This is a genomic window from Actinomycetospora succinea (assembly GCF_004363095.1).
GTDB classification, from domain to species: Bacteria; Actinomycetota; Actinomycetes; order Mycobacteriales; family Pseudonocardiaceae; genus Actinomycetospora; species Actinomycetospora succinea.
The window spans coordinates 106072-131575 of the sequence record NZ_SNYO01000001.1; the positions used below are offsets into that span (position 1 = coordinate 106072).

Here is a 25504-nt window from a genome sequence, read left to right on the forward strand (position 1 = left end):
GAAAGGGTCCGCGTGCCGCACAAGACCGTGATCATCGGCGGCGGTGCCGCCGGCCTGGGCTCCGCGGGCGGGGTGAAGGCCGCCGACCCGGACGCCGAGGTCGTCGTCTACACCGAGTTCGAGGACGTCGCCTACAGCCCCTGCGGGATCCCCTACGTCCACGGGCAGGAGATCCCGGACTTCGAGCGGCTGTTCCTGGCCACCAAGGAGCAGTACGTCCAGGTCGGCATCGACGTCCACTACGAGACGTCGGTGACCGGCATCGACACCGCCGCGCGGACCGTGCAGGTCACGGGCGAGGGCACCGTCGGCTACGACACCCTCATCGTCGCCACGGGGTTCGAGTACGCCGACCCGGGCGTCCCGGGCGGCGACCTCGAGGGCCTCTACTACGTCAAGAACATCCGCGCGGCGATGGAGTGGGACAAGGTCCTCGACTCCGTGAAGCGGGCCGTGGTGGTCCACGCGACCCCGCTCGGCGTCGAGATGACCACCTCGCTGGCCCACCGCGGCATCGAGACCCACCTCATCGACCCGAACCCCTGGCCGCTCGCCGACATGGCCGACGCGGACATCATGGCGCCGGTCGAGGAGTCGTGGCGCGAGCTCGGGGTCGTCGCGCACTTCAACACCACACTGAAGGGCTTCGTCGGGCAGGGCCACGTCAGCGCCGTGGCGACCTCCGACGGCGAGCTCCCATGCGACCTGGTCGTCGTCGCGACCCACAAGACGCCGAACGCGCGCCTCGCCGCCGCGGCGGGCCTGAAGATCGGCTCCACCGGCGGGATCGTCGTCGACGAGCGGATGGCCACCTCGGTGCCCGGCGTGTTCGCCGCCGGCGACGCCGTCGAGGTCCCGCACGGGCTCACGCGGGTGCCGCTGCAGGGGCTCACCGGCAGCCACGCCTACGCGCAGGGCAAGACCGCGGGCGTCAACGCGGGCGGCGGCACCCGGGCCTACAAGGCCGTCTACGTGCCGTGGGGCACGCCGGCGGGCAAGTGGGTCATCGGCGGCGCGTCGTTCGGCGAGACCACGGCGACCGCGCTCGGCATCCCGTACGTGCTCGGGCAGGCCCAGGGCATCTCGCGGGCGCGCTACTACCCGGGCGTGAAGCCGGTGAAGGTCAAGCTGCTCGCCGAGCCCGGCAGCCTGCGGCTCATCGGGGCGCAGATGGTGGGCCAGGAGGGCATCAAGGAGCGCGCCGACTTCCTGGCGATGGCCGTCAAGCACGGCTTCACGTTCCACGACCTGTCGACGATGGAGAACGTCTACTCGCCGGCGATCGGGGCGCTCAACGAGCCGATCGTCGTCGCGGCGACCAACGGGCTCGACGAGCTGCGCAAGGCCGGGAAGCTCTGAGATGGCCCGCTCGTCGTTCTCCCGCTGGCTGCGCGAGAACTCCCAGCACTACCTCATGGTCGGCGCCCACGAGCAGCTCGCGAAGCGCTACCCGGGCACCCGCGGGCCGCGCCGCCCGCACGGGCCCCTCGAGCTCGCGTGGCTGCGCGTGTTCGCGCCGGTCTACCGCGCGCTCCCGTGGCCCCTGCGCCACCGGATCCTCCGCGCGATGCCCGGCAGCCACCGCCAGACCTGGGCGCCGCCGCCGGCGCCCCGCGACCCGGCCGTCTGACGGCCCCACCGGACAGCGGCGGGACCCACCCGCCGGGAGCACCACCGCAGACAGAGACGAGGGGTACCAGTGGTCCAGATCGTGGGTGAACGTGTCAGCCCCGGCGACGCGATCGTCGACTACGAGGACAAGGTCTTCGACGACATCCAGGCCGAGACGGGCGAGAAGGCCTACATCTTCATGCACACGGTGCCCTTCGAGGGCTCCGTCGGGCTGGTCAACATGCTGACCGCGACCCGGGTCAACCGGAAGGGCTTCGACACCAGCATCGTGCTCTTCGGGCCAGGCTCGCTGATGGCGTCGGCGTCGCGCGGCTTCCCGAAGGTCGGCGACGAGGCGTTCCCCGGGGCGCTGGGCTACAACAAGCAGCTGACGACCTTCATGAACGAGGGCGGCAAGGTCTACGCCTGTCGGTTCTCGGCGGCGATGCTCTACGGCATGCGCGAGGTCGACATGATGGAGGGCGTCAAGCCGATCAACCCGCTGGACGTCCTCGACGCCCAGCTGACCGCGCGGCGCGAAGGTGCGCTCGTGATGCAGACCTGGACCGTCTGACCGGTGGTGGCGACGGGGCGGCGCGTCCGGCGCCGCCCCGGCTCCGGTGCGAGTGAGGAGTTCCCGTGGATCCGTTGGCCGACATGGGCGGGTCGCCGGGGTGGGGTCCGGCCAAGGTCCCGACGCCCGACGAGCCGCCGTTCTCCGAGCCGTGGGAGGGCCGCAGCTTCGCGATGACGATCCTGACCATGGGCCGCATCTCGGGGCGCAACCTCGACGCGTTCCGGTACGCGCTCGAACGCCTCGACCCGGTGTCGTACCTCGCCGACGGCTACTACGGCCGCTGGCTCAACGCCGCCGAGCTGATGCTGCAGGACAGCAACATCCTCGCGCCGGGGGCGGTCGACGCGCGGGCGCGGACGCTCGCCGGCGACGACGTCGAGGAGCCCGCGTTCCCCGAGCCGCAGAAGCCCGACTACGCCCCGACCGGGCCGGGCTCGCTGCGCGAGATCGACGGGCCGCCGGCCTTCGCCGCGGGCGACGCGGTGCGGACCACGAACACCCCCCGCCCGCAGGGACCGTCCAAGCTCCCCGGCTACGTGCGCGGCCGCCGCGGCACGGTCACCGCGGTGCGCCCGGGCCACCTGCTGCCCGACACCCACGCGGTGTTCCAGGGCGAGAACCCGCAGTACGTCTACACCGTCGGCTTCCCGTCCACCGAGCTCTGGGGTGACGACGCGGAGCCGTTCACCCTGCACGTCGATCTGTTCGAGAGCTATCTAGCCAAGATCTCCGAGAAAGAGGCCGACCGGTGACCGACGCCCCGACCCGTCGTCCCGAGCCCGCGCAGCGCACCGAGGCGCTGGAGTCGCTGCTGGTGGAGCGGGGGCTGATCGACCCCGCGGTGATGGACAAGTTCATCAAGACCTACGAGCAGGACGTGGGCCCGCTCAACGGTGCCAAGGTCGTCGCCGCGGCGTGGACCGACCCGGAGTACAAGGAGCGCCTGCTCGCCGAGGGCACCGCCGCGATCAAGGAGTTCGGCTTCGGCGGCCCCCAGGGCGAGCACATCGTCGTGCTCGAGCAGACCGACGACGTCCACCACGTGGTCGTCTGCACCCTCTGCTCGTGCTACCCGTGGCCGGTGCTCGGCCTGCCGCCGAGCTGGTACAAGGACCCGGCCTACCGCGCCCGCGTCGTCCGCGAGCCCCGCAAGGTCCTGCACGAGATGGGCCTGGACGTGCCCGCGGACAAGAAGATCGAGGTGTGGGACTCGTCGTCCGAGGTGCGCTACCTCGTGCTCCCGCAGCGCCCCGCCGGCACCGACGGGTGGGACGCCGAGGCGCTCACCCCGCTGGTCACGCGGGACGCGATGGTGGGCGTCGCGGTGGTGGCGGCGCCGTGACCGCCGTGCTCGACACCGCGGGCCCGGCCGCGCCGCCGCGGGCCAACGGCGAGCTGGTGTTCGCCGAGCCGTGGGAGAGCCGCGCGTTCGGGATGGCGGTGTCGCTGGCCGACGCGGGCGCCTTCACGTGGGACGCGTTCCGCGACCGTCTCGTCGCCCGGATCGCGGCGTGGGAGGCGGAGCACGGCGCGGGCGGCCCGGGGGCCCCGGAGTTCCGCTACTACGCCTGCTGGCTCGATGCCCTCGAGGACGTGCTCGTCGACGGCGGGGCGCTGGGCGGCGACGACGTCGCGGCGCGCTCGACGGAGCTCGCCGCGCGCCCGGCCGGTCACGACCACCGGGACGACGAGCACGGGCACGGGCACGGTCACTAGTCCGCCGGAACTGCCCCAGGATGTCGGGGGCGGGTCGTAGCATCCGAGTCATGGCCTCCGCCGCGCCCGACCCCTCGGCGTCGCCGTCCGCGCCGCCCCCGGGTCCGCCGCCTGCGGAGCCGCACGCGATCCGGGCGGCTCTGAGCAGCGACCTGGCCGCGGAGTTCGACCAGGAGTGGAGTTCGGCGCTCGAGCGCGCGAAGGAGTCCCAGGACCTCGCCGAGGTCCATGGCTTGATCAACAAGTGGCGTCACACGGTGTACCTCGAGGCCCGGTCGCCCGGCGCATATCGCGCGATGCTGGCCAAGGCCGAGGAGATCCTGCGGACCGGGCACAACCCGGCAGCGACCTCGATCGAGGACCACCGGGCGCTCATCCGGGAGCGGCTGGGGCGGTAGGTGTACCGCCTCGTTCCCGATCCGGTGGTGCGGGAGCAGGTCGCCGCGCTGCCCGTCGAGGCTCTCGACGCGTACGCCGCGGTCCTGGATAACTTGGTGCAATCACCCTGGAGCGGAGAGCCCCAGCACGGCGACAACCCCGACGGTGCGGTGCGTCGACAGGCCTTCGGTCCCGAGGACGCCGGCCAGCTCGTGTACCTGATCCTCGAGGGGCAGCAGGAGGTTCACCTGCTGCTCGTGCAGTGGTGGGCCTAACCCGCCGGGTGGCCGACGCCCGCGCGGACGTCGTCGTAGACCGCGAGGTGGCGGCGGGCGCTCGCGGCCCACGTGTAGCGGGCCAGCGTCTCGCGTCCGCCGGTGCGCAGCCGGCGGCGCAGTGCGCGGTCGGCGTACATCTCCTGCATCGCCCGCGCCAGCGCCACGCTGTCCCCGGAGTGGGGCATGAGCGCGTTGTGGTGGTGCAGCAGGTACTCCCGGAACACCGGCAGGTCGCCCGCGACGACGGGCAGGTCGGCGGCCATGGCCTCGAGCACCGCCAGGCCCCAGCCCTCGGACAGCGAGGGGAAGCAGAGCGCGTCGGCGCTGCGGTACCAGGCGCCGAGGTCGGCCTCGGACAGCGTGCCGAGCAGGACGACGTCGCGCCCCAGCTCCAGGCCCAGGTCGGGGAGGCGGGCGAGGGTCTCGTCGCGGTAGGCGGCGTAGTCGCGGAACGAGTGCCCGCCGACGATGGCGAGCATCGGCGGGTGCGGCATCGTGGCCGTCAGCCGGCCCAGGGCCTCGAACGCCACGTGCGTGCCCTTGCGCGGCTCGACCCCGCCGACGCCGAGGAACAGGAACCGGTCCTGCGCGCCGATCGACGCGCGCAGCTCGGCCACGCGCTCGGGGGAGACCGGCGGGAAGCGGTCGGGGTCGACGCCGTTGGGCACCACCGTGGCCTCGCGCCCGTACTCGTCGCGCAGGATCCGCCGCCACTGCTCGCTGACGACGAGCACCCGGTCGGGCTCGCGGATCGCGGCGCGCTGGCAGTCGACCAGCGCGGGGGTGGTGAAGTCGTCGACGTGGTGCACGGTGCGCACCACCGCCACGTCGGCGCCGGCGTCGCGGACGCGGGCGGCGGCGCGCGCGGCGATGCAGTCCTGGGTGTGCAGGACGTCGAACCGGTCGGTGAGATCGCCCAGGGCGGTGGTGAGCCGGTCGATCGACGCGAACACCTTGTCGGTCAGCGAGCCGCCGGACGGCGGGGCCGGCAGCACCGTGAACGGCACCGTCGTCGGCCGGAAGAGCCCGGCCGCGGGGTCGCCCTGGCTCACGACGTGCACCGGCTGCCCGGCGGCCTGCAGGGCCTCGGCGAGCGCGAGCGTGTGCACCATCCCGCCGCGCGGCGAGGTGGAGTGGGTGACGAGGGCGAGCTCCCTCACGGGGCCATCCCGAACGGTGCGAGCTCGGCGATCGACGGGTCGCGGCGCGCGATCGCCGCGGCTGCGAGGGCGGCACGCGCGGCGGTCTCGGTGACCACGCAGCCGGCGTCGAGGAAGGCGCGGCGCTGGGCCGCGAGGCCCTGCGGGTCGCCCTCGGTGCCCAGCACGTAGACCACGACCCGACCGCCGCCCGCGACGATGCGGGCGCACTCGCCGGCGAGCTCGCCTGCCGGATCGGGGTGCGCGCCGTAGCCGAGGACGACGTCGAGCACGATCGCCGCGACCTCGGGGTCGGCGCCCTGCTCGCGCAGGTGCTCGAGGCGCGCCTCGGGGTCGATCATCGGGTGCGGCCGGCCCTGGGTGTACTCCTCCTCGCCGAGGTCGAGGCACACGTGGCTCGACGGCGGGGCGGGGACGGCGAGCGCCTTGTCGAGCGGCGTGTTCGACCACACCGGGCCGAGCACCCGCGAGAGCACGACCAGCGACTCGTAGCAGAGCGTGCCGCCGGAGTAGAGGCCGCGGACCAGCGTGCGACCCGGGTCGAGGCCCGTGATCGCCGCGTCCACCTGCGCGCGCAGCCCGGCCGCCGGGTCGGGCGCCTCCCGCCCGAGGACGCCGAGCACCGCCAGCGCGCCGGCCTCGAGCGTCGGCACCTGGACCACCGACGCTCCGTCGAGCGGCTCGTCCATCCCGATCAGCGCGGCGACGAGCGGGGTGTCGCCGGCCTCGGCGACGACGGTGCGCGCGACGTCGGGGTCCGGTGGCTTGGACACGAGCAGGATCGCGTCGGTCGCCGGGTCGGCGGCCATCGTGCGCACCGCGAGCCGGCCCATCGGCCCGCCGACGGCGGCGCCGAGGTCGCGCCCGCCGAGGCCGACGACGTGGGTCACGCCGACGCCGAAGCGGTCGAGCAGCGCGGCCACCTCCTGCGCGCCGGTGCCCGCCGCGGCGACGACCCCGACCGCGCCGACGCGGTCGGCGAGCGGGGCCACCACGTTGGCGAACCCCAGGCACGTCCGGCCGAGCATCGCGGTCCCCGCGCCGGGCCCCATGACCAACCGGCCGAGCTCCGTGGCGCGCGTCTTGAGCGCGATCTCGTCGTCGAGCGAGACGTTGTCGCTGAACAGCAGGACGTCGAGTCCCGCACCGAGAGCCTGGTGGGTCTCGAGCGCGGCGTAGTCGCCGGGCACGGAGATCACCGCGACGTTGCTGGCCGCCTGCCGGGCGACGGCCTCGGCGAGCGAGCGGGGGTCGGGCTCGGCCGCGCCGGCAGCCGTCGACGCCGAGCGCGGGCTGAACGCGGCGTCGCGGCCGGCGTCCTGTGCGGCCGTGCGCGCCTCGTCGGAGTCGGCCCGGACGGCGAGGAACAGGTCGCCCGGCCCGGCGCCCGCCCACTCGGCGGGGTCGAAGCCCTCCTTCTCCAGCGTGGCGAGGTTCGCCTCGGTGGCCATCGCGACGGCCGCCCAGTCGACCCCCGGCACCTCGCGCATCGCGCGCGTGCCCGAGAGCTGCACGACCGAGTCGAGGTAGGTGTCCTTGTAGAGGACGACGCCCGCGCTCATCGCGCGTTCCCGATGATGCGCGTGCCGGTGAGCTCGGCGCCGTAGGCGTCGCCCGCGTCGAGCGAGGGCCCGGCCCGGTCCGCGGTCGTGATCACCGCGGTGCGGCCGCCCTCGCGCAGGAAGCGCACGGCCGCGCGGACCTTCGGGCCCATGCTGCCGTCGGGGAACTGCCCGTCCTCGAGGTGCTTCGCGGCCTCGTCGACCGACATCTCGTCGATCGCGCGCCGGTCCGGGGTGTCGAAGTCGACGTAGACCTTGGGGGTGTCGGTGACGAGCACGAGCGCGTCGGCGTTGACCGAGGCCGCGAGCCGCTGGGCCGTGAAGTCCTTGTCGATGACGGCGTCGATGCCCTCGAGGCCGTGGTCGCCCGCGATGACCGGGATGCCGCCGCCCCCGCCCGCGACGACGATCATGTGCTGCTCGATGAGGGCGCGGACGGCGTCGACCTCGACGATCCCGACGGGCTTCGGCGACGGGACGACGCGGCGGTGCCCGCGGTCGCCGTCGCGCACCATGTCCCAGCCGCGCTCGCGGACGAGGTCGGCCGCCTGGTCGCGGGTGAAGTAGGGCCCGACCGGCTTGGTCGGGCGCTGGAAGGCCGGGTCGGCGGGGTCGACCATGACGTGGGTGACCACCGAGACGACGCCGGGCAGGCGCCCGCGGCCCTCGGCGAGCAGCGCGAGGCCGAGCAGGCTGCCGAGCTGGCCCTGGGTCATCGAGTTGACGCAGAACAGGGGCAGCGCGGGCACGATCGAGGCCGCCTCGTCCTGCTGGATCGCCAGGTTGCCGACCTGCGGCCCGTTGCCGTGGACGAGCACGACGTTCCACCCGGCGTCGCGCAGCGCGCACACGGCGCGGGCCATCGCGTGGGCGTTCTCGGACTGCTCGGCGTAGGTCCCGGCCTGGCCGCCCCGGGTGATGGCGTTCCCGCCGAGAGCGACCACTGCGGTTCTGGGCATCGGTGTCCCCGTCACTCCTGATCCATGATGAGCGGCGTCCGTCTACTATAGTGGACATCATGAACGCTGTGGACCGGTCCGGGGAAGAGGGGGCTCTCGACCGGGCGCGCGCCCGGTGGCGGGCCGCGGGCGACCGGGTGTGGGCGATCGCGGTGGTCGACGGCGAGGAGTACCGGCGGCTGGCCGAACGTGTCGGCGCCGTCCTCGACGAGGTCCGGGCCGCGGCGCCGGCCGTCGGGGACCTGCTCGCGCTCGACGCCGACCCGGGCCCGGTGCTCGGGCGGGCCGGGACGCGCGCGGTCCTCGACGCCGCGCTCGCGGTGCGCGCCGACGAGCTGGTGGCCGCGCGGGCACGCGACGAGCGCCGGGCGGCGATCGCGGCCGCGCGTGCGTCGGGGGAGCGCTGGGTGGTCCTCGACGCGTCGGCGGGGTCGACCCACCGGACCGTCGAGATGCACCTGGCGACGGGGCTGGCCCTGGTCGCGACCGCCGATCCGTACGCGGGCGGAGAGCCCTACGTGCTCGGCGAGGCCGTGCTGGACACCGAGACGGGAGTGACGATCACGGACGGGACCGAGACGTCGTTCGCGGACGCCGTGGCGTGGCGCGACGCCCGGGCCCGCCGTCGCCGGGAGATCGACTCACGCCTTGACGGCGGGGACACGATGCTTTCCGATAAGTGATGACCGTAGCTCAAAGTAGACGCGAGGCGGGTGGCGCATGACGGGCCTGATGGGCGAGGAGACGGTCACGGCGGGAGAGCACCCCGATCCCGCGGCGATCGCCTCGGTGATCGTGGCCGTCCAGAGCGCCGGGATCCGCCTCGAGACCCCGGTGGAGACCCGCACCGGCGGGGCCGGGCCGACCGACGCGGGCATGCTCTGGATCGAGGGCTTCCCGGTCACCGTGCCGACCACCGCCGCGTCGCCCTACGTCCTGCGCTCCGAGGACAACGGCGCCCAGGGTCTCTACCGCGACGGCGTGCGGCTCGCCGCGGTCACCGGCGCGCGCCGGCCCCGGTTCTACGACCGCACCACCGCCGACGGCACGCCCTACTGGAAGATCGCGCTGCTGCACCTCGACTCGCTGGCGAGCACCGTCGTGCAGGCCTGCAACTACTGGAACACCGCCGACCAGTGCGCCTTCTGCGGGATCGGGGTGTCGCTCGACTCCGGGTCCACCGTGGCGCGCAAGACCCCCGAGCAGCTCGCCGAGGTCGCGGTCGCCGCGAAGGAGCTCGACGGCGCCGTCGACGCCACGCTGACCACGGGCAGCTCGGTCGCCCCGGACCGCGGCGCGCGCTACGTCGCGCGCTGCGGGCGCGCGGTCAAGGACGCCGCCGGGCTCCCCGTCGAGATTCAGTTCGAGCCGCCGCGCGACCTCGCGATCCTCGACGAGGTGCACGGGACGGGCGGCGCCGACGCGGTCGGCATCCACGTCGAGACGTTCGACCCCGACGTGCTCGCCCGCGTCGCGCCCGGCAAGGCGCGCACGGGCCTCGACACCTACTACCGGACCTGGGAGCGCGCGGTCGCGCTCTGGGGCCGGGGCCGGGTCTCGACCTACGTCATCCTCGGCATGGGCGAGGACCCCGACCTCACGATCGAGGGCTGCCGGCGCGCCGTCGACATCGGCGTCTACCCGTTCGTCGTGCCACTGCGGCCCGTCGCGGGCAGCCTGCTCGCCGACGCGACGCCGCCCGACGCGGCCTACACCGACCGCGTCTACCAGAAGGTCGCGGCCTACATGACCGAGCGGAAGATGTCGTCCGCCGACGCCGTCGCCGGCTGCGCGCGCTGCCAGGCCTGCTCGGCGCTCAACGCGGTGCAGCCGCTGCTGCAGATCGGCCGGCGTCCGGGGGCCGCCTCGTGACGCGGTCGGTCGCGCGGACCGTGGTCTGCGCGGTCGCGGCGGACGAGGCGGAGCGCGCCGCGCACCACCGGGTGCGCCGCGCGGTGTTCGTCGACGAGCAGGGCATCTTCGCGGGCGACGACCTCGATTCCCACGACGCCCGCGACGACGTCCTGCACGTGGTCGCCCGCGTCGGCGAGGACGTCGTCGGCACGGTGCGGCTCTTCCCGCTGGACCCCGCCGATCCCGCCGGCACCTGGCAGGGCGACCGCCTCGCCGTCCTCGCGGCCGCGCGCACCGCCGGGGCCGGGGCGCCGCTGGTCCGCTTCGCCGTCGCGACGGCGGCCGTCCGCGGCGGTCGGCGCATGGTCGCGCACGTCCAGCCCGCCAACCGGCGCTTCTTCGAGCACCTCGGCTGGACCGCCAGGGAGACCGAGGACTACGCCGGGCGCCCCCACGTGTTCATGACGATCGCGCTAGCGCGGGACCACCAGGCGCCCGTGCTCGACGAACCGGGGACGTAGCTCGGCGGGGAGCGCCGCGGCGATGCGGTCGCGCGCCGGGCCCCGGGCCGACGGCGCGCCGACCTGCGCGACGACCAGGTCCGAGCGGGTGCGCAGCGCCGCGGACGCCGCCTCGTGGGGCCGGCCGAGGTGGGTCAGCGCGAGGGCCTCGTACTTCGCCGACCGGTAGGTCCGCGCGCTCGCGAGCAGCTCCTCGGCGCGCTCGGGCTCCCAGCGCGCCTGCATCTCGAGCAGCCGCATCGCCGCGCGCGGCCGGAAGGGCAGCGAGCGCTCGAGCAGCGGCGCGGCCTCCTCGACCGTGGCGCCGGCGTCGTCGTCCTTGCCGGCGAGCAGCAGGCAGTCGGCGCGCGCCAGCAGCGCGTGCAGCTCCTGCTCGAGCTCCAGCGCACCGCCACCCCGGTGCGCGAGGTCGACCGCGGTCTCGGCGTGCTCCCGGGCGCGGTCGAGGTCGCCGAGCTCCTGCCACAGCCACGACGTCGTGGTCTCGATGCCGGCGCGGTAGTAGCCGACGCCGGCGTCGTCGATGAGGCGCCGGGCCCGGTCGAGCGCGCGCAGGGCGCCGGCGAAGTCGCCGGCGTCGCCGCGCGCGAGCCCGCAGAAGAACAGGCTCTGCAGCAGGGTGCGGAACTCGCCGGTCTGGCGGCACAGTTCGACGGCGCGCTCGAGGACCGCGCGGGCCTCGGCGAAGCGGTCCATGTGCTGGAGCAGGGCGCCGCGGTAGGCCATCGCCACCGCGCCCAGGGCGTCCTCGGCGCCGACGGCCAGCACCTGCTGGTAGGCGTGGGTCGCACCGGTGTAGTCGCCGTCCCAGTGCCGGACCCGCCCGAGCAGCAGCAGCGAGCTGCGCCGGGCGCCCGGGGCGGCCGCGGCGGACTCGGCGAGGTGCCCGGCCTGCTCGGCGAGCTCGACGGCGGCGAACGCATCGCGCGCCCAGAGCGCCGTCCAGCCCAGGGCCTCGAGTGCGCGGGCCTCGAGCTCCTCGTCGCCGAGCAGGCGGGCCAGCGCGAGCGCGGCGTCGTGGTCGGCGTGCGCGTCGTCGAAGCGCGCGAGGTCGCAGCGCGCCTGCCCGCGCCGCAGCAGGACGGTGGTGCGCAGGACCGCGTCCCCGGTGCGCTCGGCGCTCTCGAGCGCGGAGGTGAGCAGGCGCTCGGCGTCGCGGTGGGCGAACACGAGGTGGGCGGCGTCCGCGGCGGCCATCCACGCCCGGGCGGCGGCCGCGTGGTCGCCGGCGGCCGAGTGGTGCCCGGCGGCGGCCTCGGGCCGGTCGGCGACGAGCTCGGCGGCGCGGCGGTGGCGGCTGATCCGCACCGGGAGCTCGGCGCGGGTGTAGGCGACGGCGCGCACGATGTCGTTGGCGAAGCGGTAGCGCTCGCCGTCCGGCACCAGCAGGCCGGCGCGCACCGCGCGCTCGGCCCGCCGCGCGCACTCCTCGGGGCCGATCCCGGCGAGCGCGGCGGCGTCGTCGAGCGGGAACGACGACCCGAGCACGGCGGCCTGGCCGAGCAGCAGCGCGACGTCCTCGGCGGCGGCGTCGAGGCGGCGGCGCAGCAGGTCGTAGAGGTCCTCGGGGATGACCGGTTCGGTGCCGTCGCCCGCGGCCGGCCCGGGGTGGCGCAGCAGCTCGCCGACCAGCAGCGGCGAGCCGCCGGTCCAGGCGAAGAACGTGTCGGGGTCGAACCGGGCGCCGGACGCGGCGAGCAGGGCGGTCACCACGGACCGCGCGAGCGGCGGCACGCGCAGGTGCGTGGCGACGTCGAGCAGGCTCTCGGTGCCGGTGCGCTCCTCGGCGGGGCGCTCGGTCGCGAGCACGAGGACCCGCCGGGCCGCGAGGCGCGTCGCGAGCACGTGCAGGGCCTCGACGGTGGTCTGGCCGGCGTGGTGCAGGTCCTCGACGACCAGCAGGATCGGGTGCACCTCGGCGGTGCGCCCGAAGAGCTCGGCGAGCGCGAGCAGGGTGCGGCGGTGGCCCAGCTCGTCGGTCGCCGCGCGGGGCGACGGCGAGACGCCGAGCTCCGGCGCGAGGTCGGCCAGCGCGTCCCGTTCGGCCCGGTGCAGCAGCGGGACGTCGGCCTGGCGGGCCACCAGCGTGCGCACCGCCTCCGCCAGCGGCTGGAGGTAGAGCGAGCGCTCGGCCTCCTGGCAGCGGACCTCGAGGACGGTCGCGCCGGCGTCGCGGGCCTCGCCGGCCAGCACCCGGGCCAGCGCGCTCTTGCCGATGCCGGCCACGCCGGTGACGAGCACGAGGCCGCCGTGGCCACGGGTCGCCGCCGACCAGGCGCGACGGAGCTGGGCGAGCTCACGATCGCGCCCCCGGACCGCGACCGGCGCCGCGTCCGACGTCCGGTCGTCCTGGAGCAGCAGCGAGCGGTAGATCTCCTGGGTGGCCGGCGACGGGTCGGTGCCCAGCTCCTCGGAGAGCGCCCGGCGCAGCTGCTCGTAGGCGGCGAGCGCGGCCCCGTCGGCACCCTGGCGGACGTAGGCGCGCATGAGGGCGCGGGCGGCGGGCTCGTCGAGGGCGTCGGCGGCCAGGGCGCGGGACGCGAGGTCGATCGCGGTGCGGTCCTCGCCGAGCGCGAGCGCCGCGGTCCAGTGGCACGACCGGGCGCGGGAGAGCGTCGTGGCGACCAGGCGGCGGATCTCCTCGGCCCACGGGGCGTCCGGCTCGCCGACCAGGGCGCTGCCGCGCCCGAGGAGGTCCTCCGCGCTCTGGGCGCCGGAGAGGGCGCGCAGCATGAGGCCGCGGTCGAGGTCGTGCTCGGCCTCCTCGGTCAGCGCGAGCCCCTCGTGGACGTCGACCGTGGTGGTCGCGTCGCGGACCAGGCGGTAGCCCGACGGGTCGCCCTCGACGCGGTCCTTGCCGATCCCGCGGCGCAGCCGGCTCACCAGCGCGGCGAGGTTGCGTCCCGGTCGCCCGGCAGGCTCGGCGGGGCCGTCGGGCCACAGCGCGGCGATGATCGTGTCGGTGGGGACGAAGCGTCCCTGGTGCGCGGCGAGGACGGCGAGCAGGCGCTGGGCACGGCCGTTCGGGACGGTCACGGGGGCGTGACCGTCGAACCCCTCGAGGGCGAACCGGCCGACGAGCCGGATCCGCAGACCGCTCGCTGTCATCGCCGACATGGTACGGCCGTGCGGGTGGTCGCGGTCACACGTGCGGAGTCGTCCTCATCCGACGCTCGGCGGTTCGAGATCCCCCAGCCAGCGCACCCGGTCCTCCAACCAGCAGCGGGCGGCGTCCTCGGAGCCGGTGCGCTCGACGACGAGGAGGTGGGCGAGGCGCGTCAGACCGCCGACGAAGGGGACGAGGACGTGGGGATCCCGGACCACCTGCGCGAAGGTGTCGTCCATCGCCCCGCGGTCGTCGCGGGCGGCGGCGAGGACGTAGGCCGTGGCGAGACGGTAGGCCTCCCAGTCGTCCACGGTGCCCCCGGAGTGCCCTCTATCGTCGACGAGCGACCACGATAGTGGACGAGACGTGGCATTGTCAGCCGCGGCGGTTGGCGGCGTGCGGATGGGAGACCCCGTCGGGGTGGCGACGGACATCGGCGGTGCGGTCGAGGACGCGGTCGAGGACGCGGTCGAGGACGCGGTCGAGGAGGGAGTCGACGACGGTCTGTTCGGGCCGTCGTCGGTGACGTGGCGGGTCCAGCTGGAGCCCGTGCTGTGGGTCGCGGGCATGCGCGCGCTGCTGCTGCAGTCGCTGCACCCGCAGGTGATGCGGGCGACGTACCAGAACTCGGCCCTGTTCGACCCGAAGAAGGCGTGGCCGCGCTTCCAGCGCACGGTCGGCTTCGTCGGCACCCGCACGTTCGGCTCCCGCGCCGACGTCGAGACGGCCGCGAGCCGGGTGCGCCGCCTGCACGCCACCCTGCGGGGCACCGACGCCGACGGCACCGAGATCGCCCTCGACGACCCGCAGAACCTGCTCTGGGTGCACAACGCCGAGATCGACTCGTACGTCTCCGTGGCCCGCCGCGCCCGCGTCGTCGACGACGCCGAGGCCGACGCCTACGTGGCCGAGAGCGTGCGCGCCGCCGAGGTGGTGGGGCTCGACCCCGCGATCGTGCCGGCGTCGCGGGCCGAGCTCGCCGCCTACTTCGACCGCGTGCGCCCGCAGCTGCGCCTCACCGACGAGGCCCGCCGCGGCGTCGGCGGCCTGCTCACCCCGCAGCCGAGCGCGCCGACCGGGATCGCGCTGACGCTCTCGTCCATCGCCGCGATCTCGTTCTCGACGCTGCCCCGCTGGGCGCGGCGGATGTACGGGCTGCCCGGCCTGCCCACCACCGACCTCGGCGTCACCGTCGCCCTGCGGGCGCTGTACACGGCGTCGACGCTGCTGCCCGACCTCCCCGCCCCGCCCGACATCGCCCGCGCCCGCCGCCTCGTCCGGGAGGCCCGCGCCTCGTGATCCCGCGGGGTGACGTGCCCCCTCTGGTGTCAGCCTGGCGGCCATGCTGACATTCACCGTCAGGGGATCCCCCACGATCACCGGAGCGAGGAGGCACCTGTGGCCGTGACCGAGGCCTACATCGTCGACGCCGTCCGCGCGCCCGTCGGCACGCGCAAGGGCGTGCTGGCCGACGTGCACCCCGCCGACCTCGGGGCGCACGCGCTGTCCGCCCTCGTCGAGCGCACCGGCATCGACCCCGGCGCCGTCGAGGACGTGCTCATGGGCTGTGTCTCGCAGCTCGGCCCGCAGGCGGGGGTCATCGGGCGCACGGCGTGGCTCTCGGCCGGCTTCCCCGAGCACGTGCCCGGCGTGACGATCAACCGCGCGTGCGGGTCGTCGCAGCAGGCCCTGCACTTCGCCGCGCAGGCGGTCCTCTCGGGCACCCAGGACATGGTCATCGCCGCCGGCGTCGAGAACATGGCGATCGTCCCCATCGACGCCAACGCCGCCGTGCTCGAGCGCATGGGCACACGCCGTGAGGGCCCGGGCTGGATCGAGCGCTACGGCGAGCAGGAGATCAGCCAGTTCCGCGGCGCCCAGCTCATCGCCGAGAAGTGGGGCCTGCGCCGCCCGCAGCTCGAGGAGTTCGCCGTCGAGAGCCACCGCCGCGCGGCGCGGGCCACCGACGAGGGCCGCTTCACCGGCCAGATCGCCCCGCTCAACGGCCTCGACCACGACGAGGGCGTCCGTCCCGACGCGAACGTCGAGAAGATGTCGACGCTCCCGCCGCTGCGCGAGGGCTACGAGCTCACCGCGGCCGTGTCCAGCCAGGTCTCGGTCGGCGCCGCCGCGCTGCTCGTCGTCTCCGAGGACGCCCTGCGCACCCACGGCCTGACCCCGATCGCGAAGGTCACGACCCTGTCGGTGGTGGGGGAGGACCCGGTGTACATGCTCACCGGCCCGATCCCCGCCACGAAGGACGTCCTGCGGCGCGCGAAGCTGACGATCGACGACATCGACCTCTTCGAGTGCAACGAGGCCTTCGCCCCCGTCGTGCTCGCGTGGGCGCAGGAGACCGGCGCGTCGCTGGAGCGCACCAACGTCAACGGCGGCGCCATCGCCACCGGCCACCCACTCGGGGCCACCGGCGCGATCCTCGCGACCAAGCTCGTCCACGAGCTCCGGCGCACCGGCGGCACCCGCGGCCTGCAGACCATGTGCGAGGGCGGCGGCCAGTCCAACGCGACGATCATCGAGCGGGTCTGACGAGTGGAGCTCCAGGACCGCGTCGCCGTCGTCACCGGCGCCGGCGGCGGCATCGGGCGCGCGCTGGTGACGGCGCTGACCGACGCCGGGGCGCGCGTGGTGGCCACCGACCGCGAGGGAGCGCTCGACGGCGTCGACGCCGACGTCGTCCGCCCCCTCGACGTCACCGACCCCGAGGCGACCGCCGCCCTGCTCGCCGAGGTGGGGCCGGTCGACCTGTGGTTCGCCAACGCCGGCATCGCCGCGGGCACCGACCCGATGGAGACGCCGGACGACCTCTGGGACACCGTCCTCGACGTCAACCTGCGCGCCCACATCACCGCCGCGAAGCTCCTGCTGCCCGGCTGGCTGGAGCACGGCGAGGGCTACTTCGTCGCGACGGCGTCGGCGGCCGGCCTGCTCACGCAGATCGGGTCGGCGCCGTACGCGGTGAGCAAGCACGCGGCGGTCGCGTTCGCCGAGTGGCTGTCGGTGACCTACGGCGCGCGCGGCGTCCGGGTCAGCACGCTGTGCCCGATGGGCGTCGCGACGCCGATGCTCGAGGGTGCGATGAGCTCGCTCGCCACGGACACGGTGCGCGCCGCCGGCGAGGTGCTCACCCCCGAGGTCGTCGCCGCGGCCGTCCTCGAGGGCATCGGGCGCGAGGAGTTCCTCATCCTGCCGCACCCCGAGGTGCTCACGTTCTTCCGCCGCAAGGGCGAGGACTACGAGCGCTGGCTGGCCGGGATGCGGCGGCTGCAGGACTCGCTGGGCTGATTCACGAGCCTGAGCAGTACCGGCGCAGCGACTCGGCCTCGGTGCGCAGGTAGCTCTTCGTCAGCCCGGTGGTCAGCGCGCCGAACACCGCGGACAGGCCGCGCTGGTCGAGCCCCAGCGCGATCCGCGTGCCGCCGTCGGGCAGCACCGTGAGCTCGTGGGTGGCCCGCGTGCGCCCCGCCGAGGGCCCGCTGACCCAGGAGAACGCCTCGCCGGGCCGGACCTCGTCGACGGTCCACACCAGCGTCGGCAGGCGGGGCTGGGAGATGCGCACGCGGGTGCCGGGCGCGAGCTCGCGGCCGTCGAGGATCTCGACCCGGCGCATCGTCGGCGTCCAGTCGGGCCAGCGCTCGACGTCGATCAGCACCGCCCAGACCTCGTCGACGGGTGCGGGGATGTCGGCGGTGCTGTCGTGGCGCACGGTGATGACGCTAGCGGGCCCGGGACACCGTGTCGGTGGTTCCGCGCCCGGCGGCCACGGGTGACGATGCGGCATGGCCGACGCCCTGGCGCTGGCGCGCGAGGAGCGCGCCGAGCTCGCCGACTTCCTCGCGACCCTCACCCCGGCGCAGTGGGACGCCCCGACGCTGTGCACGAAGTGGAACGTGCGCGACCTCGTCGCCCACGTCATCAGCTACGACGTCCAGGGCATGACCGGGTTCGTGCGCACCCTCCTGCTCTCGGGCATGTCGCCGGACCGCGCCAACCAGAAGGCCGTCGACGCCCTGCACGAGCTCGACCCGTGGGGGCTCGTCGACCTCGTGCGCCGCTACCGGACCCCGGAGGGGTTCACCGCGCGGTTCGGCTACCGGATCGCGCTCACCGACGGCGCGATCCACCAGCAGGACATCCGCCGCCCGCTGGGCATGCCGCGCACGATCCCGCCCGAGCGGCTGAAGGTGATCCTCGACTTCGCGGTCGTCGCCCCGCCGATCCACGCGGGCCCGCGCGTGCGCGGCCTGCGCCTGCAGGCCACCGACCTCGACTGGAGCCACGGGTCGGGCGCCGAGGTCACCGGTCCCGGCGAGTCCCTGCTCATGGCCGCGGCGGGGCGCGCCGAGGCGCTCGAGGACCTCGAGGGGCCGGGTCGGGACACGCTGGCCGCGCGCGTCGCGAAGGGTTGATCGCGTCGGCTACTCGCCGTGATACCGATACTCCACGTCGACGCGCCGCCGTGGCCTGCAACGATGTCGTCGGTGGCCCGGCGCCGCGTGGTTCGCACTCCGTCGTCGCCGGGCCGCCCTCACCTTCCTTCACTCGTCGGAGTGAAGACGAACCGGATCTCCTAACACGAAGTGTGATCCAGTCGATCCGTCGGTTGCGAACCACGCAAGCGCGGTTGCCCTGAGGGCAACCCTGACCGACGGAGTCGATGTGACCTCACGTCTCGACCAGTCCTCGCCGCTCGCCCAGCCCGCCCCGGAACCGAAGAAGCCGCGAAGGGCGGGGCGCGTCCTCGCCGTCGTCGCCGGGCTCTTCCTCGCCTACTTCCTCGGCTTCGGCATGGGTCACTCCAACTCGACAGTGCAGGCCCAACCGGTTGCGCAGCCGGCTCCGGTGGTCACCACCCGCACGGTGACGGTGCCGGGTCCGACCGTCACGGTCCCGGGTCCGACGGTCACCGTCCCGGGTCCGACCGTGACGGTGCAGGCCGCACCTCCCGCCTCGAGCGCGCCGAGCGCGTCCACGCCGTCCGCCGGGTCCTCGTTCAGCTCGGGGACGTACGAGGTCGGCACGGAGATCCAGCCGGGCACGTACCGGACCAGCGGGTCCGACTGGTGCTATTGGGAGCGGCTTCGGTCCAACGACGGCGAGTTCGACTCGATCCTGGCCAACGGCAACGCCGACGGTCCGAGCTCGGTGAGTGTCAAGTCGAGCGACAAGTACATCCGCTTCAGTGGGACCTGCTCCTGGGCGAAGCGCTGACCGATCCCATGTGCGTGATCTTCTGAGCGATCGCTCAGAAGATCACGCACTTGAGGAGCCTAGGCTCGCGGGTGTGGACGTCCGACTCTGGTTCGATCCGATCTGCCCGTTCTGCTGGATGACGGGCAAGTGGTTGCGGGTGGTCGCGCGGCAGCGGGACCTCGCGATCGAGTGGCGGTTCATCTCGCTGCGGCTCGTCAACGCGCACGTCGACTACGACGCGCAGTTCCCGCCCGAGTACGAGGCGGGGCACACGTCCGGGCTGCGGGGCCTGCGCGTCGCGGCGCGGACGCGTCAGGAGCACGGCCCGGAGGCGCTCGACCGCCTGCACGAGGCGTTCGGGCTCGCCGTCTTCGAGCAGGCGCCGATGCCCGACACACCGTCGGCACGCGAGGCCCTGGGCACCGACGCGTTCCTGGGGAGCGTGCTCACCTCGGCGGACCTGCCGACGTCGCTCGCCGCAGCGGCCGACGACACGGCCTGGGACGAGGTGATCCAGCGCGAGACCGACGAGGCCCTCGCGCTGACCGGCAAGGACGTCGGCACCCCGATCATCCAGGTCGACCCGCCCGACGGCCTCGCGTTCTTCGGCCCGGTGATCAGCCGGATGCCCACCGAGGAGCAGGCCGGCGAGCTGTGGGACCACGCCGTCGGCCTCGCCCGGTTCCCGGGGTTCGCCGAGCTCAAGCGCAGCCTGCGCGAGCAGCCCCAGCTGCCGTCGTTCGGCGTCTCGACCGACCAGGTCGGCATCACCGAGGACTGGCACGGCGGGAGCCGCCGCCAGCACCGCGGAGGGCCTTCGGCCACGTGAGGGATATGGGTCGCCAGGGCGACCCATATCCCTCACGTGGGCCGCAGGCCCCTCGCTACTCGTACGGCTGCGCCGGCGCGGCGACCGGGGCGACGGCGGTCGCGACGACGGCGGCGTGGTGCTCCGCCGACGCGGGGACGAAGTGGCCGGTCACCTGCACCCATGTGTTCGGCACGCGCGGGCGGGGGTCGCCGACGACCTGTACCGGGTAGCTGCGGGCGTCGGCCGCGCAGCAGGTCATGACGGTGCGCGTCACCGACCAGCCGCCGTCCGGCGCCGGGGTCACGAAACCCGTGAGGACCACGTCGCGGCCCGCCAGCGTCCGCCCGTCGTCCCAGGCGGCCCGCCACGCGTAGTCGTGGACGGCGAGCGGCACGGCCGGGCCGCCGGCCAGCGGCGCGAAGCGTGTCTCGCTCGGCGGCTCCGGGATCGCGCCGTCGCCGCGCGCCGCCGCGAAGGCCCCGAGCGCCGGCGGCGGCGCGAGCAGCACGAGCAGCACCGGCGCGAGCAGCAGCCACGCCACCCCCGGGGTGCGGGAGTGGTCGTGGCCCTCGCCGCGGCGGGCCTCGGCGATCTCCGCGCGGCTCACCGCCGCCGGGCCGTGCGTGTGCATCCGCGCCGAGGCGACCGGTGCCTCCTCGCTGGGCCGCCCCCACCCGCGCCCGACCGCCACGACCCCGACGACGACCAGCACCACCCCGACCGCGAGCAGCGGCACCCGCAGGCCCGCGCGCACGTAGTCCAGGAACTCCCCGGTCACCGTGACCCGCAGGACCACCCCGCCGAGCAGCACGAGCAGCACGCCGCCGAGCGCCCGCGAGCTCACAGCAGCACCGCCCCGACGAGCAGGCTGACCGCGAGCGCCACCGCGAGCACGAGCGCCGCCAGCCGGGCGGCGAAGCGCGCGCCGAAGATGCCGACGTGCAGGGCGGCGAGCTTCACGTCCAGCGCGGGTCCGACGACCATGAACGCGAGCTGCGCGGTCGCGCTGAACCCGGCGAGCCCGGCCGCGACGAACGCGTCGGCCTCCGAGCACACCGCCACCAGCACCGCGAGCAGCCCGAGCACGACCACCGACAGCACCGGCACGCCCGCCACCGCGGCCGACCACGTCGGCGGCACCGTGACCTGCAGCAGCGCGACGCACGCCGCCCCGAGCACGAGGAAGCCCGCGCTCGCGAGCAGGTCGGCGGTGACGACCTCGGCGAGGACGGCGGCGCGACGGCCCGGGTGCTCCACGTGCTGGTCGGCCGACGCGGCGGCCGGCACCCCCACCCGCGACCACACCCACCCCACGACGATCGCCAGCGCCGACGACGCCACGACCCGCGCCACCACCATCATCGGGCGGCCCGGGAACGCCACGGCCGTGGCCACGACGACCACCGGGTTGATCGCGGGCGAGGCCAGCATGAACGCGAGCGCCGACGACGGCGCCACCCCGCGCCCCATCAACCGCCCGGCGAACGGCACCGACCCGCACTCGCAGCCGGGCACCAACGCGCCCGACGCCGTCGCCACCGGCACCCCGAACAGCGCGCGGCGCGGCAGCGCGCGGTGCAGCACCCGGTCGGGGACGAACGCCGTCACGGCCCCCGCGAGCGCGACCCCGAGCGCCAGGAACGGCAGCGCCTGCAGCACGACCGACAGGAACACCGTCGAGAACGTGCCGAGCCTGCCCTCCTCGCCGCCGCCCGCCACCGCGAGGATCTGCGGGCCCGCGAGCGCGACGACGAGCACCGCGAGGACGAGCAGGACGACCAGCGCCGGTCCCGGGCGCAGCGCGGGATCCCGCGCACGCAGGCTCACGTCGCGCGCAGCTGGTAGTCGCCGAGGCGCTCGTCCCACTCCATCGTCACGAGGTCGCGGGCGCGGGCGGCGCGGGCGAAGGACAGGAAGTTCGAGAACCCGTAGCGCTTCTCCGAGAACCCGGGCTCGCGCTTGCGGATCTGGTCCTTCAGCCCCGAGAGCTGGGGTGTGCCCAGCTCCCGCACGGTGCCCGCCAGCAGGGCGAACGCCTCGTCCTCGGCCGACGCGCCCTCGGGGAACGCGACCTCCGGGTCGCCCGCCGCCGTGCCAGGCGCGAGGGCGAGGACACCCCGGTTCTCGAGGTGGCGCAGGAGCTCGCCGAACCCGCGGAACCCCTGGTCGCCCTCGTCGAAGGTCGGGTCCTTGCGCAGGATCGCGCGCTTGAGGGTGGAGGCGCGCACGGGGCCGTCGGTGGCGCGTGCGAGGCCGGCGAGCGTGCTCGTGACGACGGCGGCGAGGTCGGGGTCGGAGGGGTCGGAGGTGTCCGGGGAGTCGTGGGTTTCCGGTTCGGGCTCCGGGGCGGGCTGGACGACGGGCGCCGCCGATCGGTGCCGCGCCGGCCGGGCGGGGACGGGCCGTCCCTCGACGCCGGGGAGGCGGTCGTAGAAGAGGAACTCGTCGCACGCCGCGGGCAGGAGCGCCGAGGTCGACGACTGCACGCCGATGCCGATGACGCGCTTGTCCATCTCGCGCAGCTTGTGCATCAGCGGGGTGAAGTCGGAGTCGCCGGTGCCGATGGCGAACGTCGTCACGAACCCGCGCTCGTAGGCCAGCTCGATGGCGTCGACGGCCATCTTGATGTCGGCGGCGTTCTTGCGGGACCCGCCGATCCGCTGCGGAATCTCGATCAGCTCGACCTGCGCGCGGGCCAGCAGGCGGCGGTCCTCGTCGAACGCCGACCAGTCGCCGTAGGCCCGCCGCGTCACCACCCGGCCCCGCTCGGCCAGCGCGTCGGCGACCGGCCCGAAGTCGAACGGGCTGACGCCGAGCCCGTCGCGGGCCCCGATCGCGAGGTTCTCGTAGTCGAGGAACAGGGCGATGCGTTCGTCCTCCGGAGCCACCCGGGCACTGTAGGCCCTGCCCGAGGAGGCCCCGGCGGCTGCGCCGTCCGGCCGACCAGCGATGACGATTGCGTTGCAGACCTTGCGTGCTCGGATAGTACGTGCTCGGATTTAGCCTGGAGGTGGTCGACCGATGGACCAGAACCTGTTCAACGACATCTGCTTGCAGCAGCTGAAGCTCTCCGGGGTGCACGAGGGCGAGACCGTCGCCGTGCTGACCCGGGGCGCGGACCGCGGGGAGTACGCCGACGCGTTCCTGTGGGCCGCCCAGCAGCTCGGTGCGGCGACCTTCCACCTGCGTCTGCCGCCGCCGGCGTCCGCGTCGGGCGCGTGGGCGGTGGGCGACTCGGGGCTGGGGAACATCCCGCTGGCCGTGGAGGCGCTCAAGTCGGTCGACATGCTCGTCGACTGCACGTTCCTGCTGTTCTCCCCCGAGCAGTTCGCGATCCAGGACGCCGGCACCCGCATCCTGACCGCGGTCGAGCCGCCCGAGCTGCTGGCCCGGCTGATGCCGACCACCGAGCTGCGCGAGCGCGTCGAGTACGGCGCCGACCTGCTGGCCAAGGCGCAGTCGATGCGCATCACCAGCCCCGCGGGCACCGACGTCACCTACCGGCTCGGGGTGTACCCGACGCTCTCGGAGTACGGCTACACCGACACCCCCGGGCGCTGGGACCACTGGCCGGCCGCGTTCGTGTTCACCGGCGGCGCCGACGACGGCGTCGACGGGCAGATCGTGCTCTCCCCGGGCGACGTGCTGCTGCCGTTCAACACCTACGTGCAGACGCCGGTCACGCTGACCATCGAGCAGGGCTTCATCCAAGACATCCGCAGCCAGAACGGTGGATTCAGCCTGGACGCCGAGCTGCTCTCGAGCTACATCAAGAGCTTCGACGACCCCCGCGGCTACGGCATGTCCCACGTCGGCTGGGGTCTCGACGAGCGCGCCCACTGGCACGGCCTGACCCAGTTCCCGGGCGGCATGGGCATGGAGCTGCGCAGCTTCTACGGCAACGTCATGTTCTCGATCGGCCCGAACAACGAGCTCGGCGGCCCGAACGACACCCCGTGCCACTTCGACATCCCGATGCGCGGCAACAGCCTGTTCCTGGACGACGAGCTCGTCGTGGACAAGGGTGAGCTGACCATCCCCGAGATGAAGCCTGTCGAGAAGCGATGACCGATCACCACATCGGGATGATCGTCCCGAGCTCCAACCTCACGATGGAGACCGAGCTGCCGCGGATGCTCGCCGCGCGCGAGCAGGCGATCCCCGACGACCGGTTCGTGTTCCACGCCGCCCGGGCGCGCATGCAGCACGTGACGCCCGAGCAGCTCAAGGCCATGAACGCCCAGGCCACCCGCGCGGCGACCGAGCTCGCCGACGCCCGCCCCGACGTCGTCGCCACCGCCTGCCTGGTGGCGATCATGGCGCAGGGGCCCGGCTTCCACTGCACCGCCGAGGACGACATCACCGGCGCGCTGCGGGCCGAGGGCTCGCCGGCGCCGGTGGTCTCGTCGGCGGGCGCGCTGCTCTCGGGGATCGCGGCGCTGGGGGCGAAGCGGGTCGCCATCGTGACCCCGTACATGAAGCCGCTGACCCAGGCCGTCGTCGACTACATCGTCGACGCCGGTGTCGAGGTCGTCGACTCCCTGTCACTCGAGGTCCCCGACAACCTCGCGGTCGCCCGGCTCGACCCCGCCGACCTGCGGGAGCACTACAAGAAGCTGGACGTGTCGAACGCCGACGCCCTGGTGCTCTCGGCGTGCGTGCAGATGCCGTCGCTGCCGTCGATCGAGGCCGTGCAGGACGAGGTCGGCCTCCCGGTGCTCTCCGCGGCGACGGCGACGACGTTCCGCATCCTGTCCTCGCTGGGCCTCGAGACCCGTGTGCCGGACGCCGGCGCGCTGCTCTCGGGCTCAGTCGCCGACCCGGGTGACGTGACCCGAGCGGCTTGATCTGGCTCCCCTCCGGGCGGGCTTCCTCGGTCGCGCCCGGAGGGGAGCGCTGACCGCTATGGACGAGGACGACGCTGAGCGATCGTGGCCGGAGGAATACGGCGACGGGACGGCTTCGGACTGGGCGGGTCGGGCGACCTGCGTGCCGTCCGCGCCTGGTCGCGGTAATCGGCCATGTCGGCGTTGAACTCCCGAGCGTACGAGTCGAGTACGTAGGCCGAGCCGAGCGTCGCCACCTCATTCAGCACAGAGTCGGCGACGTCCAGTTCGTGACGGTGGTCGAAATGCTGGCGAGCGCGTAGTGCGAGTGTGCGGACGCGCAGTCGCCGCAGCTGGTCCGATGTCGCTTCCGGCAAGACATCTACGGCGCTCTGCAGCTCTGTTGAGCCTTCCGCACGCTTACCTGCGGCAAAGAGGAAGACGCCGTACGCCGAGCGGGCGCTGGATACAGCAACCGGTCCTTCACGCTTCGCAGCCTTGATCGAGCGTCGATGCATGCGGTCCGCTTGGGGGTGATCTTGCACGTAGTCGAGACACTCAGCCAGTATCGTCATCTCTCTGCTGCAGGACTGTCGATGGTTCAGACGAAGCCTCAGCGCCTGCCGGGAAAGGACCTCCTTGCGGTTCCGGTAGTTGATCTCATCGAACTCACTGATGATCTCTTCATTTTCGTCCATCAGTCGATCGAACTCTCGATCAACTTTCGAGATCTCCTCGATGAGCTGCCCGAAGCGGGTCCTCTGGGTGAGCCTGGTCTGACGCACGCTGTTCCACGCGGAGAATGCGCTCACGACGACAGCGACGATGCTGATCACGATCGGTACGGCTTGCATACCTCGGACACCCCCACCAAGTACCTCGGCCCGCCAGCCTAAGTCTGCTGGCGGAGGACCCGTCGCTTGCGGCAGGGTGG

The 25504-nt window shown here is 74.1% G+C and carries 29 protein-coding genes; 19 read left to right on the plus strand and 10 right to left on the minus strand.

What is annotated here, in order from left to right:
* Positions 1 to 12: 12 nt before the first annotated feature.
* The 8 genes from EV188_RS00535 to EV188_RS00570 all read left to right on the plus strand — a co-directional run bounded on the left by EV188_RS00535 (position 13) and on the right by EV188_RS00570 (position 4557).
* Positions 13 to 1359: an FAD-dependent oxidoreductase gene (locus tag EV188_RS00535; protein ID WP_133824312.1), complete on the plus strand. Its 1347-nt coding sequence runs from the start codon at positions 13 to 15 to the stop codon at positions 1357 to 1359.
* A gap of 1 nt (position 1360) precedes the next feature.
* Positions 1361 to 1630 (plus strand): hypothetical protein, encoded by a 270-nt coding sequence (locus tag EV188_RS00540; RefSeq protein WP_133824313.1) that lies wholly within the window; start codon positions 1361 to 1363, stop codon positions 1628 to 1630.
* An 81-nt stretch (positions 1631 to 1711) separates the two neighbouring features.
* Positions 1712 to 2185: an MSMEG_0572/Sll0783 family nitrogen starvation response protein gene (locus EV188_RS00545; RefSeq protein WP_243741384.1), complete on the plus strand. Its 474-nt coding sequence runs from the start codon at positions 1712 to 1714 to the stop codon at positions 2183 to 2185.
* A 65-nt stretch (positions 2186 to 2250) separates the two neighbouring features.
* Positions 2251 to 2940, plus strand: coding sequence for a nitrile hydratase subunit beta (gene nthB, locus EV188_RS00550; RefSeq protein ID WP_133824315.1), 690 nt, complete (start codon positions 2251 to 2253; stop codon positions 2938 to 2940).
* Positions 2937 to 3530, plus strand: a complete 594-nt coding sequence (gene nthA / locus EV188_RS00555) for a nitrile hydratase subunit alpha (RefSeq protein WP_133824316.1) — start codon at positions 2937 to 2939, stop codon at positions 3528 to 3530. Before nthB ends, nthA begins: the two co-directional genes overlap by 4 nt.
* Positions 3527 to 3904, plus strand: a complete 378-nt coding sequence (locus EV188_RS00560) for a nitrile hydratase accessory protein (protein WP_133824317.1) — start codon at positions 3527 to 3529, stop codon at positions 3902 to 3904. The genes nthA and EV188_RS00560 overlap by 4 nt, the downstream gene beginning before the upstream one ends.
* Positions 3905 to 3954: 50 nt before the next feature.
* Positions 3955 to 4302: a DUF6247 family protein gene (locus EV188_RS00565; RefSeq protein ID WP_133824318.1), complete on the plus strand. Its 348-nt coding sequence runs from the start codon at positions 3955 to 3957 to the stop codon at positions 4300 to 4302.
* A complete protein-coding gene (locus EV188_RS00570; protein WP_133824319.1) occupies positions 4303 to 4557 on the plus strand; it encodes a hypothetical protein in 255 nt (84 codons plus the stop codon).
* Here the strand turns inward: EV188_RS00570 and EV188_RS00575 are convergent.
* Genes EV188_RS00575 through EV188_RS00585 form a run of 3 tightly spaced genes read right to left on the minus strand, consistent with a single transcriptional unit; the run spans position 4554 to position 8241 of the window.
* Complete coding sequence (locus EV188_RS00575; protein WP_133824320.1) at positions 4554 to 5720, minus strand: MSMEG_0565 family glycosyltransferase; 1167 nt, start codon at positions 5718 to 5720, stop codon at positions 4554 to 4556. The two genes, EV188_RS00570 and EV188_RS00575, sit on opposite strands and share 4 nt — an antisense overlap.
* Positions 5717 to 7282, minus strand: coding sequence for a protein FdrA (locus tag EV188_RS00580; protein ID WP_133824321.1), 1566 nt, complete (start codon positions 7280 to 7282; stop codon positions 5717 to 5719). The genes EV188_RS00575 and EV188_RS00580 overlap by 4 nt, the downstream gene beginning before the upstream one ends.
* Complete coding sequence (locus EV188_RS00585) at positions 7279 to 8241, minus strand: carbamate kinase (protein ID WP_133824322.1); 963 nt, start codon at positions 8239 to 8241, stop codon at positions 7279 to 7281. Before EV188_RS00585 ends, EV188_RS00580 begins: the two co-directional genes overlap by 4 nt.
* Positions 8242 to 8300: 59 nt before the next feature.
* Between EV188_RS00585 and EV188_RS00590 the strand changes: the two genes are divergently transcribed.
* From EV188_RS00590 to EV188_RS00600, 3 genes are read left to right on the plus strand one after another with little or no spacing between them, the layout of a single operon-like run.
* Complete coding sequence (locus tag EV188_RS00590) at positions 8301 to 8924, plus strand: hypothetical protein (protein WP_133824323.1); 624 nt, start codon at positions 8301 to 8303, stop codon at positions 8922 to 8924.
* 37 nt (positions 8925 to 8961) lie between these two features.
* Positions 8962 to 10113: an MSMEG_0568 family radical SAM protein gene (locus EV188_RS00595; protein ID WP_133824324.1), complete on the plus strand. Its 1152-nt coding sequence runs from the start codon at positions 8962 to 8964 to the stop codon at positions 10111 to 10113.
* On the plus strand, positions 10110 to 10616 hold the full coding sequence (locus EV188_RS00600) for an MSMEG_0567/Sll0786 family nitrogen starvation N-acetyltransferase (RefSeq protein ID WP_133824325.1): 507 nt from the start codon (positions 10110 to 10112) through the stop codon (positions 10614 to 10616). The genes EV188_RS00595 and EV188_RS00600 overlap by 4 nt, the downstream gene beginning before the upstream one ends.
* Here EV188_RS00600 and EV188_RS00605 read toward each other — a convergent pair.
* Together EV188_RS00605 and EV188_RS00610 are read right to left on the minus strand one after the other, a co-directional pair.
* Positions 10569 to 13724 carry an ATP-binding protein gene (locus EV188_RS00605; protein ID WP_133824326.1) on the minus strand — a complete coding sequence of 1052 codons (3156 nt, stop codon included), beginning with the start codon at positions 13722 to 13724 and terminating at the stop codon, positions 10569 to 10571. The genes EV188_RS00600 and EV188_RS00605 overlap by 48 nt on opposite strands.
* Positions 13725 to 13778: 54 nt before the next feature.
* Positions 13779 to 14033 carry a hypothetical protein gene (locus EV188_RS00610; protein WP_133824327.1) on the minus strand — a complete coding sequence of 85 codons (255 nt, stop codon included), beginning with the start codon at positions 14031 to 14033 and terminating at the stop codon, positions 13779 to 13781.
* A gap of 109 nt (positions 14034 to 14142) precedes the next feature.
* Here EV188_RS00610 and EV188_RS00615 point away from each other — a divergent pair, with 109 nt between their 5' ends.
* From EV188_RS00615 to EV188_RS00625, 3 genes are all read left to right on the plus strand, one after another.
* The gene (locus tag EV188_RS00615) at positions 14143 to 15021 is read left to right on the plus strand and encodes an oxygenase MpaB family protein (protein WP_243741385.1); all 879 of its coding nucleotides are present in this window, start codon (positions 14143 to 14145) and stop codon (positions 15019 to 15021) included.
* Positions 15022 to 15126: 105 nt separating this feature from the next.
* A complete protein-coding gene (locus EV188_RS00620) occupies positions 15127 to 16269 on the plus strand; it encodes an acetyl-CoA C-acyltransferase (protein ID WP_133825305.1) in 1143 nt (380 codons plus the stop codon).
* Between the two features lie 3 nt (positions 16270 to 16272).
* Entirely contained in the window at positions 16273 to 17025 is a 753-nt protein-coding gene (locus EV188_RS00625) for an SDR family oxidoreductase (RefSeq protein WP_133824328.1), read from the plus strand.
* Position 17026: 1 nt separating this feature from the next.
* Here EV188_RS00625 and EV188_RS00630 read toward each other — a convergent pair whose 3' ends face one another.
* Complete coding sequence (locus EV188_RS00630; protein WP_166659661.1) at positions 17027 to 17446, minus strand: SRPBCC family protein; 420 nt, start codon at positions 17444 to 17446, stop codon at positions 17027 to 17029.
* 73 nt (positions 17447 to 17519) lie between these two features.
* Between EV188_RS00630 and EV188_RS00635 the strand changes: the two genes are divergently transcribed.
* The 3 genes from EV188_RS00635 (at position 17520) to EV188_RS00645 (ending at position 19762) form a co-directional block, all read left to right on the plus strand.
* Positions 17520 to 18149 carry a maleylpyruvate isomerase family mycothiol-dependent enzyme gene (locus EV188_RS00635; RefSeq protein WP_133824330.1) on the plus strand — a complete coding sequence of 210 codons (630 nt, stop codon included), beginning with the start codon at positions 17520 to 17522 and terminating at the stop codon, positions 18147 to 18149.
* Positions 18150 to 18399: 250 nt separating this feature from the next.
* Positions 18400 to 18951, plus strand: a complete 552-nt coding sequence (locus EV188_RS00640; RefSeq protein ID WP_208113925.1) for an Rv1352/Rv1906c domain-containing protein — start codon at positions 18400 to 18402, stop codon at positions 18949 to 18951.
* Between the two features lie 73 nt (positions 18952 to 19024).
* Positions 19025 to 19762, plus strand: a complete 738-nt coding sequence (locus EV188_RS00645) for a DsbA family protein (RefSeq protein ID WP_243741386.1) — start codon at positions 19025 to 19027, stop codon at positions 19760 to 19762.
* Between the two features lie 55 nt (positions 19763 to 19817).
* Here the strand turns inward: EV188_RS00645 and EV188_RS00650 are convergent, their stop codons facing one another.
* From EV188_RS00650 to EV188_RS00660, 3 genes are read right to left on the minus strand one after another with little or no spacing between them, the layout of a single operon-like run.
* A complete protein-coding gene (locus EV188_RS00650; protein WP_133824331.1) occupies positions 19818 to 20588 on the minus strand; it encodes a TIGR03943 family putative permease subunit in 771 nt (256 codons plus the stop codon).
* Positions 20585 to 21571, minus strand: a complete 987-nt coding sequence (locus EV188_RS00655) for a permease (protein WP_208113926.1) — start codon at positions 21569 to 21571, stop codon at positions 20585 to 20587. The genes EV188_RS00650 and EV188_RS00655 overlap by 4 nt, the downstream gene beginning before the upstream one ends.
* A complete protein-coding gene (locus tag EV188_RS00660; protein WP_133824332.1) occupies positions 21568 to 22632 on the minus strand; it encodes a PIN domain-containing protein in 1065 nt (354 codons plus the stop codon). Before EV188_RS00660 ends, EV188_RS00655 begins: the two co-directional genes overlap by 4 nt.
* A 133-nt stretch (positions 22633 to 22765) precedes the next feature.
* On the opposite strand from EV188_RS00660, the gene EV188_RS00665 reads away from it, so the two are divergent.
* Both EV188_RS00665 and EV188_RS00670 read left to right on the plus strand, forming a co-directional pair.
* On the plus strand, positions 22766 to 23812 hold the full coding sequence (locus tag EV188_RS00665) for a 2,5-dihydroxypyridine 5,6-dioxygenase NicX family protein (RefSeq protein ID WP_133824333.1): 1047 nt from the start codon (positions 22766 to 22768) through the stop codon (positions 23810 to 23812).
* The gene (locus EV188_RS00670) at positions 23809 to 24591 is read left to right on the plus strand and encodes a maleate cis-trans isomerase family protein (protein WP_133824334.1); all 783 of its coding nucleotides are present in this window, start codon (positions 23809 to 23811) and stop codon (positions 24589 to 24591) included. The genes EV188_RS00665 and EV188_RS00670 overlap by 4 nt, the downstream gene beginning before the upstream one ends.
* A 56-nt stretch (positions 24592 to 24647) precedes the next feature.
* Here EV188_RS00670 and EV188_RS00675 read toward each other — a convergent pair whose 3' ends face one another.
* Positions 24648 to 25406, minus strand: a complete 759-nt coding sequence (locus EV188_RS00675) for a hypothetical protein (protein WP_133824335.1) — start codon at positions 25404 to 25406, stop codon at positions 24648 to 24650.
* Between the last annotated feature and the right edge of the window lie 98 nt (positions 25407 to 25504).